We start from the raw sequence: 19,521 nt of genomic DNA on the forward strand, positions 1-19,521 counted from the left end.
CTTTGACTGAGTACAGAACACTATGATTCGATTTGCCTCGTTCGTTTTTACGCTTGGTATTCTGGTTCCCGCTGCATCTGCTGTAACCTACCCCCTCCCTCCCGAGGGCAGCCGTTTGGTGGGGGCGCCGATCACCATCACCGTGCCTGAGGGCAATACTCTGCCGCTCGAAGCGTTTGCAGCGCAGCACGGACAGGGGTTGAGCAATATGCTGGAAGCCAACCCGGGGGTGGATCCGTTTTTACCGCGAGCCGGAACACAGCTGGTGGTACCCCAGCAGCTTATTCTGCCGCCAACGGTGCGCGAGGGGATTGTGGTGAACGTCGCGGAAATGCGACTTTACTATTATCCACCCGGCAGCAACACTGTTGAGGTGCTGCCTATTGGCATCGGTCAGGCCGGGCGCGAAACGCCGCGTAACTGGGTAACCGCCGTTGAGCGCAAACAGGAAGGCCCAACCTGGTCACCCACGCCAAATACGCGACGCGCTTACGCGAAAGAGGGGAAAACGTTGCCCGCGTTCGTTCCCGCCGGGCCGGATAACCCGATGGGGCTGTATGCCCTCTATATCGGCAGGCTGTACGCGATCCACGGTACCAACTCAAATTTCGGCATTGGTCTGCGCGTCAGCCAGGGCTGCATTCGCCTGCGTAATAACGATATCAAATACCTGTTCGATAACGTTTCGGTGGGGACGAGGGTACAGCTTATCGATCAGCCCTTAAAGGTGACCACCGAGCCGGACGGTAGCCGTTGGGTAGAGGTTCACGAGCCGCTGTCACGCAATCGCGCGGAATTTGAATCGACAAATAAGGTGCCGCTGCCCATTTCAGCCGCACAAAGGACGCAGCTAATAAGTGAAGGGGCGGGGGCTGAGCTGGAACGGCGGTCGGGGATGCCGGTGAAGCTTGCTATGCCCGGTGGCGCTGCGCTTACCGGGCCTACAGGACCGTAGGTCGGGTAAGGCGAAGCCGCCAACCGACAATTTTACCGAACGCAGAATGTAGGTCGGGTAAGCGCAGCGCCACCCGACAATTTCACGAACGCAGAAAAGCAAAAAGCCTGCTTTAAAAGCAGGCTTTTCAAATTTGGCTCCTCTGACTGGACTCGAACCAGTGACATACGGATTAACAGTCCGCCGTTCTACCGACTGAACTACAGAGGAATCGTGTGAACGGGGCGCATATTATCGACCTGCGTACGCCTTGTCAAAGGATGGATCGCCGACTTTGAACTGTTTGCTGACAAAACCAGCAAAGTGACGTTTTTGCCAACGGAATGCACCATTATTGTGCAGATATACCCCGAATGGGGCAGATCGGAAACCGTTGTCCCCGTCTCAAAACAGGCACCAGTGATTGGCTTTCCTTATTTTCAGCCGCTTAGCAGCGACATACACCCGCTGCAAAAAACTGGCATCCATATTGCAAAACCTGTTTAACAACACAGCCGTTACCGGCACGCTATTTTCGAACAGGGGGCAACATGAACTTAAGACGACTGAAATACTTCGTAAAAATCGTCGATATCGGCAGCCTGACCCAGGCGGCTGAAGTGCTGCATATCGCGCAGCCTGCGCTGAGCCAGCAGGTCGCGACTCTGGAAGGCGAAATGGACCAGCAACTGTTGATCCGCACCAAGCGCGGCGTAACGCCTACCGAAGCGGGAAAAATTTTATATACCCATGCCCGCACGATCCTGCGTCAGTGTGAACAGGCGCAGCTGGCCGTGCACAATGTGGGTCAGACCCTGAGCGGCCATGTCTCCATTGGCCTGGCGCCGGGAACGGCCGCATCGTCTGTCACCATGCCGCTGCTACAGGCAGTGCGCGCGGAGCTACCGGAAGTGCTGGTTTATCTGCATGAGAACAGTGGTTCCGTGCTCAATGACAAACTGCTCAACGGTCAGCTGGATATGGCGGTGCTGTACGATCGCTCCCCGGTTGCCGGGATCACCAGCCAGCCGCTGCTGAAGGAAGATCTTTACCTGGTCGGTACCCGTGATTGCCCCGGCCAGAGCATTGATTTAACCGCTGTGGCAGAGATGAATCTGTTCCTGCCGCGCGACTACAGTGCCGTGCGCGTGCGCGTTGACGAAGCGTTCTCGCTGCGCCGTCTGACGGCGAAGATCATCGGCGAGATTGATTCCATCTCCACGCTGACTGCCGCCATTGCCAGCGGCATGGGTGTAACGGTTCTGCCCGAGTCTGCCGCACGTTCACTGTGCAGCGCGGCGAACGGCTGGATGGCCCGCATCACCACGCCATCCATGAGCTTACCGCTGTCGTTGAATATGTCCGCGCGCGGCTCCCTGTCGCCGCAGGCGCAGGCGGTGAAAGAGATCCTGATGTCTCTGGTCAGTAAGCCGTCGCTGGAAAATCGCGAGCTGCAACTCGTCAGCTGATATTCCAAATAAGCATAAGATGCTGGTTTTTATTATTTGTTCTCCAGCCCGCCTGACTCTAACAATAGCCTTATGTCAGATGCGCCGGAGTGAATTGTGAATTTCCAGCAACTTAAAATTATTCGTGAGGCGGCCAGGCGGGATTACAACCTGACCGAAGTCGCCAATATGCTTTACACCTCTCAGTCGGGTGTCAGCCGACATATCCGCGAACTGGAGGAGGAGTTAGGCATTGAGATTTTTATCCGTCGCGGCAAGCGCCTGCTGGGTATGACCGAGCCAGGCAAGGCATTGCTGACCATCGCTGAGCGCATTCTCAACGAGGCCAGCAACGTTCGTCGGCTGGCGGATCTCTTTACCAACGACGCTTCGGGTGTGCTGACTATCGCCACCACCCATACACAGGCGCGCTACAGTCTTCCGACGGTTATCAAAGCATTTCGTGAGATCTTCCCGGACGTACGTCTCGAACTGATCCAGGGCACGCCGCAGGAAATTGAAGTGCTGCTGCATAACGGTGGGGCCGATATCGGTATCGCCAGTGAACGGCTGAGCAATGACCCGCTGCTGGTGGCGTTCCCGTGGTTCCGCTGGCACCACAGCCTGCTATTACCCGCCGAACACCCGCTGAACCAGGTTTCACCGTTGACGCTGGAAGAGATCGTCAAATGGCCGCTTATCACCTACCGGCAGGGCATTACCGGGCGTTCGCGCATAGATGAAGCGTTCAAGCGTAAAGGGCTCACGCCGGACGTGGTGCTGAGCGCGCAGGATTCCGACGTGATCAAAACCTACGTCGAGTTAGGGCTGGGGATTGGCCTGGTGGCCGAGCAGTCTGGCGGAGAATATGAGGCTGGTAATCTGGTGCGTCTGGATACACGTCATCTGTTCGATGCGAACACCGTCTGGCTCGGGCTGAAGCGCGGGCAGCTTCAGCGTAACTATGTGTGGCGTTTTATCGAGCTGTGCAATGCGGGACTCTCCGTGGATGAGATCAAACGCCAGGTGATGGAGCCGGAAGAGGTGGCGATCGATTATCAGATTTAACTACGCGTTTGCCCGGGTGCGCTGCGCTTTCCGGGCTTGTATTCCCCCTTCACCCTGTTTCTCCTTTATTTCTGAAGACGGCTTCCATATTTTGCATCCTTAACCTGCATACCAGCTAATCTGTCTGCATAATCGGCACTATAGTTTTGCATCTATATAGTTTTTGATCTATGTTGTACAAGGAGGTCCCGTGTGGGCGATTAAAACTACGGACAGGTTTGACGACTGGTTCACCTCATTAAACGATAGCGAGAGAGCCAGCGTACTGGCCGCGCTACTTGTTTTGCGGGAGAGGGGACCGGGTCTGTCCAGACCGTATGCCGATACGCTGAAAGGCTCCCGCCACAGCAACATGAAAGAGTTGCGTATCCAGAGTAAGGGTGATCCGCTGAGGGCATTTTTCGCTTTCGATTCGAACCGTACGGGTATTGTACTGTGTGCGGGCAATAAGGTCGGTAATGAAAGGCGATTTTACGATGAGATGCTCCTCGTTGCGGATCGGGAATACACTCGCTGGCTGAACACATTAAAAGAGAGGAATTAACGCGATGGGCAGAACCCTGGAGCAGCTTATTGCAGATGAAAAACCTGAGGTTGTTGCCAGCGCACAGGCAATGGCAACGGATATTTTGCTCAATATCCATCTGGCCGAGTTACGTGAAAAAGTGCAAAAAACGCAGGTAGATATGGCCAGGGCGTTGGGTATTAAACAACCTACTGTCGCCGTCATGGAAAAGGCAGGACGCGATATTAAGCTTTCTTCTTTGAAACGCTACGTTGAGGCCGCCGGAGGGAAGCTACGGCTGGATGTAGAACTACCCGATGGTTCTCATTACGAGTTTGTGTTGTAACCCACAAAAGCAAAAAGCCTGCTCTAAAAGCAGGCTTTTCAAATTTGGCTCCTCTGACTGGACTCGAACCAGTGACATACGGATTAACAGTCCGCCGTTCTACCGACTGAACTACAGAGGAATCGTGTGAACGAGGCGCATATTATCGACCTGCGTGCGCCTTGTCAAAGGGGAAAACACCGTTTTTGTTCGTTTGCCGAGAATTTCAGCAAACCGATGATTTAATAGCAAATTTGCTTTCAAATTGCACAGCAAATCGCGCCGCCCGCAGGCGGCGCGCAGGATCAGAACAGAACGGAGTAGTTCAGGCCAAACGTACGTCCACGGCCTTTATAAGTATAAAGACCCGGTGAGCCATAGGTTGGGCTATACAGCCCCGGTGCGCGCTGGCCCCAGGCGGTGGTGTAGTCTTTGTCCAGCAGGTTTTCCACGCTGAAGCTGACTTTGCCCACCGGCAGGGCGTAGCTGCCCAGGAAATCAACGGTGTTATAGCCATCAATCTTCTTACCGTCGGCGTCAGACACGTCGAAGGTTTGTGTGCTCTGCACGCGCAGGGCCCAGTCGCCCGGCGCCCAGTTAACCCATGCGCTGGCTTTAGACGGGCTGGCGCTGTCGACCGTCAGCTTCTCCCATTTCCCGTTTTCACGCGTTTCGGACTTAATGGCGTTAAAGTTCGCCCCGGTGCTCCAGTCGCTGTCGGTGAAGAAATAGTCCACCTGGCCTTCAACCCCGTAGATACGACGTTTATCGTCCTCCAGATTGATGGTCATGTCGCTTTTGTTGATGGTGATGGTTTTATCCGAGAGCGAGTAGTAGGCCGCCACCTGGGTACGCAGGTTATCGCCGGTGAAGCGCCAGCCCAGCTCGTAGGCATTGACCTTAATACCGTCCAGCGTTGAGTCGTTCACGTTGACGCTGTTTTGCAGGCGATAGTGACCATCGACCAGCTGATAGGTGCCGGAGCCGTAGTACTTCGCCAGGTCCGGGATCTCGAAGCCCTGGGAGAAGTTAAACCACAGCTGCTGCTGTTCGGTAAGACGTCCAAGGATCCCAGCGTTAAACAGGAAGTTGTTGTAGTCGGTTTTCCCGCCCGGCACCGCGTCAGCGGAGGTCGCTTTGCCCGTGGCGATTGCCTGCTGCTGGGCGTAGCCGACAAAATCGTCCACCTTGTTTTCGGTGTACTGGTAACGCACGCCGCCGCTCAGGGTGATGGCGTCAATGTCATAGCTGGCTTGCAGGAACGGCGCGAGGTTGGTAATGCTGTAACCCGGATAACGGCCCACGTTGTAGGCATTGTCCAGCTCCATGCCGCCGCTCGCCGCCGCTTTGCTCAAGTCAAAGAACTGCTGGTTGGCATCGAATGTTTCGTGGTCGGCATCCACACCCCAGGTGAGGGTCAGGTCGTCCATCGGCTTGCTGTTTAGCGTCAGCTTGCCGCCGTAAAAATCGGTTTTCTGCTGGGACGCGCCAATGCTGGTCACCGCGCCTTTGCTCAGCGTCGGGAACGGGTAGTAGGTCAAGCTCTCGTCACGGTAGTAAATCTGCGCAACCAGATCCTGACCCCAGAAATCGGTGTTCGAGTATTGCAGGTTGATCAGGTGACGCTCTGTGCCCGGGATACGGTCAGAGTTCAGGTTATCTTTATTATAGGCTTTGGCATCGCCCGTGACCGCAGCGAAATTCTCCCCAAGGAACAGGCCGTGCTTGCCATCGGATTCGCTCTTGTAGTACTGCGTGGTTAACTGGAGCTGCTGATGATCGTCGATGTTGATGGTGCCTGTCCCCATCACGTCGATACGGTCGGAATACTGCAAGCCGGTCTGGGTGTTATCGATAATCACCTCGTCGCCGTTGCCGTCATACCAGCCGCCGTAGCGCTGATAGGAGACCGACAGACGGCCAGAGGCGTTGTTATTGCCGCCGCTCACGGCTGCGGAGACGTTCTCATCATGGTCGTTATGGCTGTTAAACCCGCTTTTTGCCCCGGTCTGGAACTCCACTTCGGTCTCCGGCTGGCCTTTTTTGGTGACGATGTTCACCAGCCCGCCGGTACTGCCGCCGCCGTACAGCGAGGTGGCGCCGGAAATGACTTCGATACGGTCAATGTTGAACGGATCGATAGAGTCGAGCTGGCGGCTGTCGCTGCGGGAAGAGTTCAGACGTACGCCGTCCACCATCACCATCATGGAGCGACCGCGCAGGTTCATGCCGTAGTTGGTACGTCCCTGGCTGCTGACGTCCATGCCGGGGATCAGCTGGGCCAGCACGTCTTTAATCTCTTTCCCGCCCTGAACCTGCTGCTCAATTTCCGCCCGCTCAATAACCCAGGTGGTTTGCGCCATCTCTGCCACGCTGCGATGTGCCCGGCTGGCGGAGACCACAATATCTTCTTCCTTTTGTTCTTCCGCCCACGCAGAGGTAGAAAGCATGGCAAGCAAGCACGGATTTAAAACCCAAAGATGAGAACGTTTCATTGTTATGTTGATCCTGAATGTGTGTGTCAGTACTCGGTGGTCTTCATTAATGATTTAAAAACCTGGCTGCTCTCCGGGCTGGTGGTGCTCCGCCAGTGGATCACGCCGGGGGTGGTTGCCAGCTCAAACGGCTCGTCATCGTGAGCGCGATTCAAAATTCGCGCCGCGCGCCAGGCCATCAGGCTGAGCTGGGGTTCGGCAATACCGAGACGGTGCATCCCGGCATTGACGGCAAACAGGCGGTTGCTCTGCGGGCCGTCCCATTCAAGGGTGAAATCGTTGTTGATGCAGAAGGCTTCATCCTCATCCAGACGCAGTCGGGAAGAGAGCGGGGCGAGAAACGCGGGCTGCACGGCGCGGTAGCCGGTGGCGAAAATCACCACGTCGCTCTCCAGCTGTTCGCGCCCGCCGTCCAGGTGATGCTGGATGCTGAGGCGATGTCCGGTTTCCTGGCGCGTCAGCGCCGTCACCGAGCGGGACGGCATCAGGTGCGCCCAGGGTTTTTCGCGTAGCACTTCGAAGCGGTGATACATGGCGCGATAGATGGCCAGCAGCGACTCCGTGGTGATCCCGTCGGAGGTCATCTTCTGCTCCTGCAACATCTGACGTCGGGCGTCGTCACCAAGGGTCGAGAAGCTGTCCACGTACTCCGGCGTGAAATACTCATTGGCAAACGCGGCTTCATCCAGCGCGTTGTAGTTGTTGCGGCGCGACACCCAGTTGAGGCTCAGCGGCTGCCCCCACTCCCCACGGAAGATATTTAAAAACAGATCCGCACCGCTCTGGCCGCCGCCGACGACGGTGACGCGCTTGCCCGCTAAATCCGGCGTGCGCAGCATCATTTCGCTGGCGTGGAAGCAGGTATCGTCCTGCGCGGTGACGCAGTCTGGGAGATTGATCTGCTTCCCAATCCCCACGCAGACGTGGCGCGCCAGGAAGCGATCCCGCTGGGTCACGACCTCAAACAGGCCGTTTTGCTCATCAAAGCTGACCTGCTGTACCTGCTGGCTGAAGGCCAGGTTAGTGAGGTTATCCGCCGCCCAGCACAGGTAGTCGGCAAACTCCTCGCGCGACACGGTGCGCTGCTCGGTGGTGAGGAAACGGTAGAACTTTTTGCGCTGTACCAGATAGTTCAGAAAGCTGTGGCGGTTGGTTGGCTCCACGGCGCTGACCAGATCCTTCAGGAAGCTGGTCTGCATATGGCAGTCCGGCACCATCATCCCCGGGTGCCAGGAGAAGTGCGGCTTGCGTTCAAGAAACAGCGAGCTAAAACCGTCCAGCCCCTCTGCCAGCGCGGCAATACTGAGGTTGAACGGACCGATACCAATGCCGATGAAATCATAGGTTTTCATTGCGCTGACTCCTGGGAGACCAGAAAAAGAGGGTTATCAAGATCGCAGACGTAGTTCGGCAGCATGCGGCTGCCGCCGTCGTGTTCAGAGAAGGTAAGTTTGACCGGGTTGAGGATCACGCGAATAATCTGCGGCTTAAACAGGTCGAATTTGGCGAAGCGCGCCGCAAGATCCGGATGGGCGGCCATATAGCGACGTAACACCAGCGCCAGGATCTGATAGAAGCGGGTTTCGCTCACGCCGCATTGCAGGGTGAGGCGGGATATAAAGCGCAGCACCGTGACAAAGTTGCCGGTTTGCAGGTCGTGGATGATGTAATCCGCGCTGAGGCGCGCCGTCACCGCTTTTACCTGCTCCGGCAGGCTCTTCGCCTGCGGGAAATCTTCATCCACCAGGCGCATGTCGCCCTGAAAATCCTTCAGGAAAATGCGCTGCGGAACGTAATCTTTCATCACCAGCGTGACGTTCTGGCCGTGGGCGATGAGCGCCACCCCGTAGCGACAGAGCAGGTGATAGAAGGGGATCACCGTCGCCTCAAACAGCTTTTCCAGCCATGCGTCAGCGGTTAACCCCGAGCGTTTGATCCACGCGTCAATCAGCGGGCGCCCCTGGTTATCGGTTTCCATCAGCGCCGCCATCAGCACCGCCTGTTCGCCATCCTGTAAATAGCAGGATGGGTTCTCGCGCCAGATCACCCCCAGCATCTCCTGATAGCGGTACGGCGCCTCAGGCAATGCGGCATAACCCGGATGCGACAGATATCCGGCTGCGGGTTCGCCAAGCACCTGCGCCCCGGAGTGAATCAGCGTGGCATCGCTGGCGAACTGCTGCTGTAGCCAGCGCGAGGCCAGCGGACCGGCGGCGATATACTTGCCCGGAATACCGCGATAGCAGGAGGTGTTGTAGATAGTCAGCGGCAGCTTGATGTCATACGGCGCGCGACGGCTGGCGTTGGTCAGCGTGCGCAGGGACTGCTGCGCCAGATACTCATCGCCGAACTCACCCAGCTCTACCATCTCACCGCGCGCGAGCTGCGCCAGGAAATGAATGGCAATTTTTTGCTGCCACTGCCACGGGTGCAGCGGCACCGGCAGCCAGCTGTCGTCCAGATCCAGCTCCTGCCAGCGGGCGTCGAACCGCTCGCGCTCGGCATCGTCCATGGCGCTGGAGAGCAGGGCGTTAATATCGCAATCGGCGTCGCTGCTCCAGACCAGACGCTCGCGCTGCACGGCGACCCAGTGCAGGCGGAAACGCCCGCGATATTCCGGCGCGTACAGGCGCAGGGCATCCAGCCCCCAGCCGCGGCGTCCCTTGTTGAAAATAAACTTCGGGTGACCGCGCATCAGGCACTGTAGTTCGTCCGGGTCGAGGTGGATCAGCGCATCGGCATCCAGCGTTTCACGCGCCTGCAACAGCTGCATGTCACCCCGCAGCGTGGCGTAGAGATCTTCCATGTGCTCCGCCGTTTGCGCGTCGCTCATCTCCAGCACGGTGGCCAGTTGCAGCAGCGCGTTTTCCGCTTCGACCGCCGCGCCGCTGGTGGTGGTCAGGGTATCAGGGTCAATATGCAGCCAGCCCCATATCCCACGCGTGGCGCGAAACTGCCAGCACGCGTTGCCCATACTGATGCGCCAGTTGTCCGCCGAAACCGGCTCGGCGCGCAGGGTGCGTTCATATTCCAGTTCGGCGAGGATCTTCGCCACCATCTCGCGGTTCACTTTCTGCCAGAGTGCGTTCACAGTTCCACCTCGTGGAAGAAGCGGTGACGCTCGCTCATGATCAGACGGGAGCGTTTGTGCGGGAAGTCGAACTCTTTCACCGTGTCGAAACCGGCGGACGCCAGATGGCGGAACAGACGCTGGTTGTCGAAGCGCGGCTCGGCGACAATGCGCGTGGTGCGCGGTTCATCGAGATACAGATAGTGGCTCAGGCCGCGCAGCCAGCTGCGGATGTATTGCGCGCCGCGCCAGTTTTCTTCACCCACCAGCATGTGCAGCCCGCGGTCAAACGGCTGCCAGCGGTAGTGGCGGCCAATGCGATCTTCTGCCGCCCAGTAGAGTTCAAAATAGCCGAACGGCTGATCGTCAAAGCAGCCGATAACCGGGTAGCAGTACGTCGAGTCGAGCTGGCGACGCAGGTAGTTTTCCTGCTCGGCCTGCGGTCCCGCCATCTCCCAGAAAGCGTTCACGCGCGGGTTGTTCATCCAGCGGGTAAAACGCTCGCCGTCCAGCGCCACGTCCGCCACGCGGAAGCTCAAGGTGCGCTTAATCTGCGGATCGTAACGGCGGTACACCTCTCTCTGCGGGCGGTGAGGGCGCAGCGGGAAGTACAGCTGACGGCTTTCGTCAAACTGCATTCCGCCGCTCGCCTGCGGACGTTCGCCTTTCAGCCACAGCGGCAGCTGCCAGAAAATTTCACGCGCCAGATAGTCCCCGTGAACGAGGCTAAAAAGCGCCTGCGCCTGAGGTTCATCCTGCCAGGCTGCCCACGGCAGGGTAATGCCGGTCAGGGCGGGCGCGGCAACAAACAGCTGGTCGAGGGCGTCCACCAGCCAGCCGTCCGGGAGCCCGGTCAGCCGCTCCAGCACCGCGCTGCCGTCGAGACCCAGCGTCAGCGGCAGGTTTTGTTCCGTGACCGTGCAGCGAAAGCCGTAGCCGGAATGGACGATATTCGCGTTTGCCATCACGCCTTCTCCTTATAAAACGGGTTGCTAAAGTCGAAATAGATCACCGCCGGATCGACGATGGTGTTTTCGTTGCGATCGTGCAGGTAGCAGAAGAAGTTGCCTTTGCAGTTCCAGGTCGGGCTGTCGAGCACGTAATCGAGGCAGCGGGTCTGCTTCGCCGTGGTGCGCAGTTCGGCCAGCGCGTCACGCACGCGGGACATCAGGTTCTCTTCGCTGTCGAAACCGGCAGCGGCGAGCGCGGCGGTGACGGCAAGGGTAGAGTTCAGCAGCAGGTAATAAGGGAAGTAGCGCAGCAGCTGGCTCTCACCGAAGCGGTTTTCCACTTCGGTTTCACCTGCCTCTTTCAGCCACGCGTCGGCCCCTTCGGTCCAGGCGCTGCCCTGGCAGTCGCGGTAGATCAGCCCAACGGGGAAATCCTGCTGCATCTCAACGAGGATATTTTGCTGGTGCGCCAACAGGACCAGACCGTAGTCCGCCTCGGCGCTGAACAGCGGAAGCAATACCCGGTCGCAGTAAGCGTCCAGCCAGCAGCGCGCGGCCTGGGCGAGCGGGAGATCCAGACGCTGGCTCAGACGACGCACCGCCGCGGCGAGCAGGCTGTCGCCGCCGTCCGGCGCGACCTGGGTCAGGCTCACCAGCACGTTGGTTTGCGTTTCAGGGGTATCGAACAGCAGGTTGACGCGCAGGGCCATCAGGCTCTCTTCCTGAACGACGCCGTGCTCATCGCACAGCCCCGCCCAGCCGTCCTCCTGCATCACGCGCATGGTCGGGTAGCGCGCCTGAAGTTCCTGCCAGCGTGCCGTTTTCGCCAGCCGCGCCAGGCGCATGCCGCGCTTAACCTCTTTCACCGACAGCGTGCGCACGGAGTTGGTCAGCCGCACGCTCAGGGAAAACTTAATCATGTCGCTGTTGGTTTCGCTGTACAGCGAGCGGGAAGAGCTGGTGGGCAGCCATTGCGCACCGGCTTCGCCCAGATCGCGCAGGGCGCCTTTTTCTACCAGACGCTGGCACCAGTCCTGCTCCAGCAGATAGTCGGCCTGCCACGGGTGCATCGGCAGCAGCCAGCAGGTGTCGGTGAAGTGACCGAGAAGGGCCGGCGCGCTCTGCGCTGCAAAGCGCAGCAGACGTTCCCGCAGGGAGACATTCAGGCTGTCGCCGGTAATCAGCTCATGCTCAACCGCAAACCAGCGCAGCGGGAAGCGGGAGGCGAAATCCGGCAGATAGCGACGCGCCTCGACCTCGTTAAACGGCTCGTGCGACTTTGGGGCAGGATGAAAAGCATGGCCGACCAGCAGCGCCTGTTCCGCTTCGGCAAACGTCAGCGGCTTATCGCGCAGGTTTGCCCAGTTGTGGCGTAAATCAATGGCCTGCCAGGTGTGCGTATGGCTTTCCAGGACGCGCTGCTTAAAGCGAGCCAGCGTATCAGCATCCAGATCGCCTTTTACCGTCTCTTTTTGAAGAATGAAATCAATCAGTTGATGAAATGTGACCGTGTCACCGCCGTCGCTGTCGGCCTGAATCAGCGTTGCCGGAAAACGATACTGGTGATGCTGCGTGGGGGAGAAATAGCGTACCGGAACCCGAATGGCCTGGGTTGGGGAGAGCGGGATATGAATCTGTGATAACTCATCCGCACGGGTTGCGGGAAGATAATGCCAGTCCTTCGTTTCGCGCAGCAGCGCGTTCAAAAAACACTGGGCCGCAACATCTGTACCGGCGGAGCGGGGCAGAGTACGCATAGTTGTACCTCATTCCATGACTGATAATAATTCTCGTTATGATATTCATTCTGTTTACAGTGGCAACTATTTTTGCAATATTTGTTTTCATAAACTTCATAATTTCCACACATTTATTGACATTATCTTCACAATTTTATGCGCACCCGTACTGAGAATCTCACTGACGTTGTGACCCCTAAAGCTAACTGGCCCCTGGCACTGGGCGCCGGTTTATTAGGTATTGGGCAAAACGGTTTGCTGGTTATGCTGCCGCAGCTGGTCTCCCTGACCGGACTGTCGCTCTCCGTCTGGGCCGGGCTGCTGATGTTCGGCTCGATGCTCTTTTTACCCGCATCGCCCTGGTGGGGACGCCAGAGCGAGCGGCACGGCTGTAAGATCGTTATGCTGGCCTCGCTGGGAGGCTATCTGGCGAGCTTTGTCGTGATGGCGCTGGTGGTCTGGGCGATGGCGAACGGCGCGCTGAATGCTCTCTGGGGAATGGCAGGCCTGGTGCTGTCGCGCATGCTGTACGGCCTGACGGTATCAGGGCTGGTGCCTGCGGCCCAGACGTGGGCCATTCAACGCGCGGGGCTGGATAAAAGGATGGCGGCGCTGGCGACGATAAGCTCTGGCCTTAGCTGCGGGCGTCTGCTGGGACCGCCCCTGGCCGCGCTGATGCTCAGCGTCAGCCCGGTCGCACCGCTCTGGCTGATGGCGCTGGCACCGTTTATCGCGCTTCTGCTGGTGCTGCGCGAAGCCGCCGATCCCCCGCTGCCGCCGGTGGCGCACCAGTCGACGCGGTTACAGGCCTCCATGCTGCCTTTCCTGGTGCTGGCACTGCTGCTGGCGGCGCTGGTCAGCCTGATGCAGCTTGGTTTATCGCCGCATCTTCACCCGTTATTTAATGGCGATGCCGTGCAAATCAGCCATCATGTCGCGCTGCTGCTGAGCCTGGCCGCGCTGGCGACCCTGGCGGCGCAGTTTCTGGTAGTACGCCCGCAGCATTTTACCCCGAGAGTTTTACTCTTAATTGCCGCGGTCTTGATGGTGGCGGGTCTTGGGCTGATGTGTCTCGCCAGTTTAGCCCTGTTCTACGTGGGAATTGTCATCACTTCGCTGGGGGCCGCCATGGCAACGCCGGGATACCAGCTTTTGCTCAACGATCGGCTGACGACGGGCAAAGGCGCAGGGGTGATCGCCACCAGCCATACGCTGGGGTACGGGGCCAGCGCGCTGCTGGTACCCGTGGTGACGCGCTTTTACGGTGAGCAGTTTTTGATTACTGCCGCATGGGGAATGGCGCTGCTGTTTCTCGCGGTGAGCGTGTGGGTACGATCGACCGATCGTACCTCTGCTGAACATTAGTGGAACGGATGAGAGGATGTGCTGGCTGCGTCCTCACTTTGCCGCAGACGCTGAAGCGGATCCTGCTGATAAAAATGGCAAAAACGCTGCCACAGCGCCGGGAAGCGCGGAGCGAAAAGCTCAGGTGCGCTAAAGAAATACTCGGACAGTACCGCAAAACACTCGGCGGGATCGGTCGCGGCATAGGCATCAATGCTGGCCGCGCTTTCACCCACCAGGTCTATCTCATCCTGAATGTTTTCCATCGCCGCGTGCAGGTCGTGCTCCCATCCCGCGACTTCACGCAGCGGGATCAGCGGCACGCCGCTGGCGCGATCGCCGTTGCGGGTATCCAGCTTATGCGCCACTTCGTGAATGATCAGGTTGAAGCCCGAGGCATCGAACGAGTCCTGAATATCCAGCCAGTTGAGGATGATTGGCCCTTGCTGCCAGCTTTGCCCGGACTGCACCATACGCTGGTTGTGCACCAGCCCGATGTCATCCTCCCACTCATCATCGACGATAAACGGCGCCGGGTAGATCAGCACTTCGTGGAAGCCATCCAGCCATTCGATACCCAGCTCCAGCACCGGCAAGCAGAAGAGCAGGGCGATGCGGGAATTTTTAAGCGGATCCAGTTCGAAGCCCTGTAGCGGTACCAGCCGTTTTTGCTGTAAAAAACGCTCGGCCAGCTGAATCAGCTTTGATTGCTCTTCAGGCAAGAGATTCGCCAGCACGGGGATCGCCAGAGCCTCATCCCAGGGCAGCGCCATATTTCGACCAGCGTCGTTCGTTTTCCAGGGCCACTTAATCATCGCTTTGCTCGTTACTCGCACGTGAACAAAATGGAAAGGTCAGGGGCTGTTAGCATGCCAACATACTCTGTTAAGCAGTATGACACTCCTCTTCGGCTGCATGCAGACTGGCAGCCTGTTTAAGAGGAATCCAGCCCGCATAAACTATCACTATGTGCCGTCAGGTTGATAGCGCTTTAGGGGTATCCCCTTCATTTTGTGAAGTATGTCGTGCGCGACTATGATAAATCTCTTCTTACCCTACCGTGCTTAAGGATCCCGTCAGTATGCCCGTCAATTTTGACCTCAACGATCTCTATGCCTTCCGCGCTTTACTGGAATATGGCAATTTCCGTCTTGCGGCGGAGTCTATCTGCCTTTCCCAGTCGGCGTTGAGTCGCAGAATTGAAAAGCTGGAGGCGGCACTGGGGACAAAACTGTTCGACAGAACCACCCGGCGCGTCACGCTGACCCTGTATGGACAGACCTTTGCCGACCGATGCGGACAGCTGCTTGCTGATGTGGAGTCCATGCTTTCGGATATCGATAAGGCCAGCGAGGAGCGTACGGGGCTAATCACCGTGGCGACGGTGCCGTCCGCCGCCTGTTACTTTATGCCGGATGTTATCCGCCGCTTTCAGTCCCGTTACCCCCGCGTGCGCATAAAACTGATCGACAGCAGCGCCGGAAATGTTATCGAGGCCGTCACCCGCGGACAGGCGGATTTTGGTATCTGCTTTGCCCGGAGCTTGCAGCCCGACATCGAGTTTGTCCCGCTGGTGGAGGATGTCTACGTGGCTGCCTGCCGGCGCGACAGCCCGCTTGCAAAAAGAAAAAGCCTGACGTGGCAGGCTTTTTATCAGCAGGATTATATCGGTCTGGATAAGACCTCCGGCAACCGCAATCTTCTCGACCAGCGGGTCGGGCATATTCGGCCTGAGCGCCCCAGCATCTGCGAAACGCGGCACGTGACGACCATGCTGGGGATGGTTGAAGCCGGGATCGGCATTGCGGCCGTTCCCGCCATGTCAATGCCCCGCGCAGAGCATTCGCTGCTGACGTCGGTACCTTTAACCGAGCCTGAGGTCAGGCGAACCGTGGGGCTGATCCGCCGCCGCGGGCGGATCCAGTCCTATATTGCTGCCGAACTCGAAACGCTAATTACCGAGCAGTATCGCGAGGTGCACTGACGGGCGTTAAGCCCGTTGCCGTAATGACGCTGGCGGCCTGTGGCGAAGAGAGAAAGGCCAGCAGCGCTTTTCCCTGTTCGGGATGGTCAGCCTTCTGCGTTACGGCTCCGGCGAAACGGGTAATGTACTGCATGTCGTCAGGCAACTTACCCACAAACGTCACCCCCGGGACCGGCAGAAGCTCGCTCACCTGCTGAAAGCCGAGATCGTATTTCCCTTTTGCCACTTCAGACGCCACCGGGATGCGCTCAACCCGGTGCGCTTTATCGTGAACCTGGCCGTCTATGCCCAGCTTACGGAACAGCTGGCTCTCTACATACCGGCCGCTGGCGCTGTCGGAATAAGCCATGGAATGCGCCTTCAGCAGCGTTTGCCGCAGGGCAGGCACCGTACTGATATCCGGCACCGGCGCGCCCGCTTTGACGACCATCCCGACGGGCGAATCCGCCAGCTCCACGCGGGAGCCTGGCGCGGTCCTGCGATCCTGTTCCAGTTTCGCCAGCGCATCGCCCACCATAATCACCACGTCCGCTTTTTCGCCCCGGGCGAGCCGGGCCGGAATGGCCTGCGGCGTTTTGCCCATCGACGGGCCGGAGATCACAATGAGCCTGTCGCCGCTTTGCGCTTCGTACTGCGGCGTCAGCTTCTCCAGCGCCGCTTTGAAGCCGCCAGAAATCATCACCGTCACATCCTGCGCAAGCGCGCCCGCGCTGAGGGTGGCGAAGGTCAGGGCGGCAATCACCGTTCTGAATGTAAGCATGAGGGATCACTCCTTAACGGCAGTTTGCAGGATTAACGTGCGACGACGATAGAGATAAAGCGTTGCCAGCAGGGCGCAAACGGCGGCAAAGCTCATCCAGTAGCCCGGCGAGGCTTTGTCGCCGGTGTACTCAATTAAGGCAGTCGAAATCACCGGCGTGAAACCGCCAAAGACCGCCGTTGCCAGGCTGTAAGCCAGCGAGAAGCCCGCCACGCGCACCTCTGCTGGCATGATCTCCGTCAGGGCCGGGATCATCGCGCCGTTATACAGGCCGTAGAGGAAAGAGAGCCACAGCAGCACGGTCAGCATCATTGAGAAGCTCGGGGCTGCGGCCAGCATCGTCAGCGCCGGATAGCTGGTCGCCAGCGCCAGCAGCGTCATGGCGATCAGCACCGGTTTACGCCCGAAGCGATCCGACAGCGCGCCGCCCACCGGAAGCCAGATGAAGTTGGACACCGCCACCAGCAGCGTGACCAGAAGACTGTCCGACGCGCTAAGCATCAGGACTTTTTTACCGAAGGTCGGCGCGTAAACGGTGATCAGGTAAAACGCGGTGGTGGTCATCGCCACCATCAGCATGCCCGCGACGACTACCGGCCAGTTGGCGAGCAGCGTTGTGAAGACCTGACGCATTGCCAGATGGTGGCGACGGGCGCTGAATTCCTCGGTCTCTTCGAGCTTGCGGCGCAGGAAAAAGATAAACGGCACAATCAGACAGCCAAACAGGAACGGAATACGCCACCCCCATTCGCGAATGGCACTCTCTTCCAGCACCACATTCAGGGCGAAGCCCATCGCCGCCGCGATCATAATGGCGACCTGCTGGCTACCCGACTGCCAGCTGGTGTAGAAACCCTTGCGGCCCGGCGTGGCGATCTCCGCCAGATAAACCGAAACCCCGCCCAGCTCGGCGCCTGCCGAAAAACCCTGCAACAGGCGGCCGGTCAGCACCAGCAGCGGCGCCCACAGGCCAATGCTCTGGTAAGAAGGGATCAGCACGATCAGGAAGGTTCCGGCGGCCATAATTGACAGGGTGACGATCAGCCCTTTACGGCGACCCACTTTATCAATGTAAGCCCCCAGCACAATGGCCCCGATCGGACGCATCAGGAAGCCCGCGCCAAAGACGGCGAAGGTCATCATCAGGGACGCAAATTCACTGCTTGCCGGAAAAAAAGTATGGGCGATGTAGGTGGCATAAAAGCCGAACAGAAAGAAGTCGAATTGCTCAAGAAAGTTGCCCGACGTGACGCGGAAAATCGCGCCCGCTTTGGCACGAAGCGTTGCAGGTGAGGTTGAGGAAACCATGATTATCTCCAGTTTTATAGTGACGTTATGCTCGTCTGTTTCTGAAAACTGGATCAGGAAGTGGAAATTAATAAGCGCAAATAGCGCATGGACTGATGCGTGTGGTGCATTAATGACAATGCATTGACCAGTATTTACATATTCAACAATAACTTAACATTTCGGTGATCTTTTATTTACTCGATTTCGCTAAGTTGCTGATATATCGGTTTTGTGACATCGCGCAGGTGAGAAGCCAGGCGGGGCCTGGCTTGGGATTATCAGCGCAGCGCGTTCGCAATCGCGCTAAACATCAGCGACGCTTCCAGCGGCTGGGCGCTGAATGACGGCTCTGCCTGCGGCCAGGTGGACCACTGGACGATAACCAGATTTTCTTTCTGATTAACCATGATCATCTGACCAAATATACCCAGCGCCCACAGGGAATCCTTCAGCGAATTTTCGACTTTCGGCTCCACGTGTGTGGCGGTGGCTGGTACTTCGTTGTTCCACCACTGGTAGCCGTATAACCCCTTCGGATGCGCGTCGGACACCGATCCTTTGGCCTGTGTCCAGGCTGAGGACTGTTTCACCCAGCCCTCGGGGAGGATCTGCTTCCCGTCCGGCAGCGTACCGTTATGCAGGATAAACTCCCCGAAACGCCCCCAGTCTTCCAGCGTGGCGTTGAACCCATGCGCACCCACGTCGTGCTGGCCTTTGCTGTAGGCATGCCACACGCCGTCGCTCGCCATGCCGTACGGCTGCCAGATGGTCTTCTCCAGATACGCCGCGAGCGTCATGCCGGTGGCGCGCTCAAGCACATCGCCTAACAGCCAGGCGCCACCCGAGGAATAGGACCAGTTTTCGCCCGCCGGGTGTTCACGGTGTAACCCCTTCACCAGGGTGCGCACGCAGTTGTAGGTGCCCGGCTTCGCTTCGCATTCGGTAAGCCGGGCGAAGTCAGATTGCGGGTTGGTGTAATCTTCGTTCCACGCCACGCCAGAGGTGTGGGTGATGAGCTGTTTTAGCGTTACGCCCTCCCAGGCGGTGCCTTTTAAGTCAGGTTCGTATTGGGTGACAAGGTCGTCCAGCGAGTGGATTTTCCCTTCTTTAATTGCAGCACCCACCAGCGCGGAGACCACCGATTTGCCCACGGAACGCGACGTCCAGAGCGTTGAGTCGGTATTGCCTTCACCCAGGTATTTATAGGCCACTTTGCCGTTTTTCAGCACCAGCATGCCGCTGACGTTCTGGCGTTTCAGGTAATCCTGAAGAGTGTAACTCTTACCCTTCACCTGATAGCGGGCATCGGTGAGCGGTTTTTCTGCGGGCAGCAGCGGCGTAGCGTTGCCGTGGCGGAACACATCCCCTGCGTAGTTGCGGTAGTCATTGCGAAAGCCCACCACGCGATCGGCCTGGTTCCAGGTGAGCATGGTATGCGCGTCCGGGAGTCTGGCATCGAAAGGCGCCGGACAGGTGGTGAGGTCGGTACCGTTGCAGGCCGCCATAACGGCGGGCGAGAGCAGGCTGCTGACAACTAGCGCCGCGAGCAGCGTGCGGTTTGTTTTGATTTTCATATTTATCTCGTTTGGCTCAGGAAGGACTTCAGTTT

The 19,521-nt window shown here is 58.2% G+C and carries 16 protein-coding genes and 2 tRNA genes; 7 read left to right on the plus strand and 11 right to left on the minus strand.

Features of this window, described 5'->3' with window-relative positions; all coding sequences use genetic code 11:
- Positions 1 to 22: 22 nt before the first annotated feature.
- Entirely contained in the window at positions 23 to 955 is a 933-nt protein-coding gene (gene ldtA / locus ACOTYH_RS06015) for a L,D-transpeptidase (protein WP_015572412.1), read from the plus strand.
- 134 nt (positions 956 to 1,089) lie between these two features.
- Here the strand turns inward: ldtA and ACOTYH_RS06020 are convergent.
- A tRNA-Asn gene (locus tag ACOTYH_RS06020) sits at positions 1,090 to 1,165 on the minus strand.
- Between the two features lie 320 nt (positions 1,166 to 1,485).
- Here ACOTYH_RS06020 and nac point away from each other — a divergent pair.
- The 4 genes from nac to ACOTYH_RS06040 all read left to right on the plus strand — a co-directional run bounded on the left by nac (position 1,486) and on the right by ACOTYH_RS06040 (position 4,301).
- Complete coding sequence (gene nac, locus ACOTYH_RS06025) at positions 1,486 to 2,403, plus strand: nitrogen assimilation transcriptional regulator NAC (protein ID WP_003859531.1); 918 nt, start codon at positions 1,486 to 1,488, stop codon at positions 2,401 to 2,403.
- Positions 2,404 to 2,499: 96 nt separating this feature from the next.
- Positions 2,500 to 3,450 carry an HTH-type transcriptional regulator Cbl gene (cbl, locus tag ACOTYH_RS06030; RefSeq protein ID WP_017383311.1) on the plus strand — a complete coding sequence of 317 codons (951 nt, stop codon included), beginning with the start codon at positions 2,500 to 2,502 and terminating at the stop codon, positions 3,448 to 3,450.
- Positions 3,451 to 3,640: 190 nt separating this feature from the next.
- A complete protein-coding gene (locus ACOTYH_RS06035; RefSeq protein WP_047733850.1) occupies positions 3,641 to 3,994 on the plus strand; it encodes a type II toxin-antitoxin system RelE/ParE family toxin in 354 nt (117 codons plus the stop codon).
- Between the two features lie 4 nt (positions 3,995 to 3,998).
- A complete protein-coding gene (locus ACOTYH_RS06040; protein WP_017383313.1) occupies positions 3,999 to 4,301 on the plus strand; it encodes a helix-turn-helix domain-containing protein in 303 nt (100 codons plus the stop codon).
- Positions 4,302 to 4,346: 45 nt separating this feature from the next.
- Here ACOTYH_RS06040 and ACOTYH_RS06045 read toward each other — a convergent pair.
- The 6 genes from ACOTYH_RS06045 to ACOTYH_RS06070 all read right to left on the minus strand — a co-directional run bounded on the left by ACOTYH_RS06045 (position 4,347) and on the right by ACOTYH_RS06070 (position 12,552).
- A tRNA-Asn gene (locus tag ACOTYH_RS06045) sits at positions 4,347 to 4,422 on the minus strand.
- Positions 4,423 to 4,585: 163 nt separating this feature from the next.
- Positions 4,586 to 6,775 carry a TonB-dependent siderophore receptor gene (locus tag ACOTYH_RS06050; protein ID WP_058689055.1) on the minus strand — a complete coding sequence of 730 codons (2,190 nt, stop codon included), beginning with the start codon at positions 6,773 to 6,775 and terminating at the stop codon, positions 4,586 to 4,588.
- A 26-nt stretch (positions 6,776 to 6,801) separates the two neighbouring features.
- Positions 6,802 to 8,127 carry a lysine N(6)-hydroxylase/L-ornithine N(5)-oxygenase family protein gene (locus ACOTYH_RS06055; RefSeq protein WP_023303945.1) on the minus strand — a complete coding sequence of 442 codons (1,326 nt, stop codon included), beginning with the start codon at positions 8,125 to 8,127 and terminating at the stop codon, positions 6,802 to 6,804.
- Entirely contained in the window at positions 8,124 to 9,866 is a 1,743-nt protein-coding gene (iucC, locus tag ACOTYH_RS06060; RefSeq protein ID WP_047740841.1) for an IucA/IucC family protein, read from the minus strand. The genes ACOTYH_RS06055 and iucC overlap by 4 nt, the downstream gene beginning before the upstream one ends.
- A complete protein-coding gene (locus ACOTYH_RS06065) occupies positions 9,863 to 10,810 on the minus strand; it encodes a GNAT family N-acetyltransferase (protein WP_032671701.1) in 948 nt (315 codons plus the stop codon). Before ACOTYH_RS06065 ends, iucC begins: the two co-directional genes overlap by 4 nt.
- Complete coding sequence (locus ACOTYH_RS06070; RefSeq protein ID WP_421637614.1) at positions 10,810 to 12,552, minus strand: IucA/IucC family protein; 1,743 nt, start codon at positions 12,550 to 12,552, stop codon at positions 10,810 to 10,812. The genes ACOTYH_RS06065 and ACOTYH_RS06070 overlap by 1 nt, the downstream gene beginning before the upstream one ends.
- 138 nt (positions 12,553 to 12,690) lie before the next feature.
- On the opposite strand from ACOTYH_RS06070, the gene ACOTYH_RS06075 reads away from it, so the two are divergent.
- Complete coding sequence (locus ACOTYH_RS06075) at positions 12,691 to 13,899, plus strand: MFS transporter (protein WP_015572420.1); 1,209 nt, start codon at positions 12,691 to 12,693, stop codon at positions 13,897 to 13,899.
- Here the strand turns inward: ACOTYH_RS06075 and mtfA are convergent.
- Positions 13,896 to 14,693 carry a DgsA anti-repressor MtfA gene (mtfA, locus tag ACOTYH_RS06080; protein WP_017383320.1) on the minus strand — a complete coding sequence of 266 codons (798 nt, stop codon included), beginning with the start codon at positions 14,691 to 14,693 and terminating at the stop codon, positions 13,896 to 13,898. The genes ACOTYH_RS06075 and mtfA overlap by 4 nt on opposite strands.
- Positions 14,694 to 14,959: 266 nt before the next feature.
- On the opposite strand from mtfA, the gene ACOTYH_RS06085 reads away from it, so the two are divergent.
- Entirely contained in the window at positions 14,960 to 15,862 is a 903-nt protein-coding gene (locus ACOTYH_RS06085; protein ID WP_003859540.1) for a LysR family transcriptional regulator, read from the plus strand.
- Here the strand turns inward: ACOTYH_RS06085 and ACOTYH_RS06090 are convergent.
- The 3 genes from ACOTYH_RS06090 to ACOTYH_RS06100 form a co-directional block, all read right to left on the minus strand.
- A complete protein-coding gene (locus ACOTYH_RS06090) occupies positions 15,834 to 16,622 on the minus strand; it encodes a substrate-binding domain-containing protein (RefSeq protein ID WP_421637615.1) in 789 nt (262 codons plus the stop codon). The genes ACOTYH_RS06085 and ACOTYH_RS06090 overlap by 29 nt on opposite strands.
- Positions 16,623 to 16,628: 6 nt before the next feature.
- The gene (locus tag ACOTYH_RS06095) at positions 16,629 to 17,930 is read right to left on the minus strand and encodes an MFS transporter (RefSeq protein ID WP_017693129.1); all 1,302 of its coding nucleotides are present in this window, start codon (positions 17,928 to 17,930) and stop codon (positions 16,629 to 16,631) included.
- A gap of 260 nt (positions 17,931 to 18,190) precedes the next feature.
- The gene (locus ACOTYH_RS06100; protein WP_045333374.1) at positions 18,191 to 19,486 is read right to left on the minus strand and encodes a serine hydrolase domain-containing protein; all 1,296 of its coding nucleotides are present in this window, start codon (positions 19,484 to 19,486) and stop codon (positions 18,191 to 18,193) included.
- Positions 19,487 to 19,521: the final 35 nt, after the last annotated feature.

This window comes from Enterobacter cloacae complex sp. SHL001 (assembly GCF_049236825.1).
Lineage (GTDB): Bacteria > Pseudomonadota > Gammaproteobacteria > Enterobacterales > Enterobacteriaceae > Enterobacter > Enterobacter hormaechei_C.

Excerpts from the sequence above, each read along its gene's own strand:
- ldtA (WP_015572412.1), top strand. The coding sequence starts at position 23 with ATGATTCGATTTGCCTCGTTCGTTTTTACGCTTGGTATTCTGGTTCCC.
- nac (WP_003859531.1), top strand. The coding sequence starts at position 1,486 with ATGAACTTAAGACGACTGAAATACTTCGTAAAAATCGTCGATATCGGC.
- ACOTYH_RS06040 (WP_017383313.1), top strand. The coding sequence starts at position 3,999 with ATGGGCAGAACCCTGGAGCAGCTTATTGCAGATGAAAAACCTGAGGTT.
- ACOTYH_RS06050 (WP_058689055.1), bottom strand. The coding sequence starts at position 6,775 with ATGAAACGTTCTCATCTTTGGGTTTTAAATCCGTGCTTGCTTGCCATG.
- ACOTYH_RS06055 (WP_023303945.1), bottom strand. The coding sequence starts at position 8,127 with ATGAAAACCTATGATTTCATCGGCATTGGTATCGGTCCGTTCAACCTC.
- ACOTYH_RS06065 (WP_032671701.1), bottom strand. The coding sequence starts at position 10,810 with ATGGCAAACGCGAATATCGTCCATTCCGGCTACGGCTTTCGCTGCACG.
- ACOTYH_RS06070 (WP_421637614.1), bottom strand. The coding sequence starts at position 12,552 with ATGCGTACTCTGCCCCGCTCCGCCGGTACAGATGTTGCGGCCCAGTGT.
- ACOTYH_RS06075 (WP_015572420.1), top strand. The coding sequence starts at position 12,691 with ATGCGCACCCGTACTGAGAATCTCACTGACGTTGTGACCCCTAAAGCT.
- mtfA (WP_017383320.1), bottom strand. The coding sequence starts at position 14,693 with ATGATTAAGTGGCCCTGGAAAACGAACGACGCTGGTCGAAATATGGCG.
- ACOTYH_RS06085 (WP_003859540.1), top strand. The coding sequence starts at position 14,960 with ATGCCCGTCAATTTTGACCTCAACGATCTCTATGCCTTCCGCGCTTTA.
- ACOTYH_RS06090 (WP_421637615.1), bottom strand. The coding sequence starts at position 16,622 with ATGCTTACATTCAGAACGGTGATTGCCGCCCTGACCTTCGCCACCCTC.
- ACOTYH_RS06095 (WP_017693129.1), bottom strand. The coding sequence starts at position 17,930 with ATGGTTTCCTCAACCTCACCTGCAACGCTTCGTGCCAAAGCGGGCGCG.
- ACOTYH_RS06100 (WP_045333374.1), bottom strand. The coding sequence starts at position 19,486 with ATGAAAATCAAAACAAACCGCACGCTGCTCGCGGCGCTAGTTGTCAGC.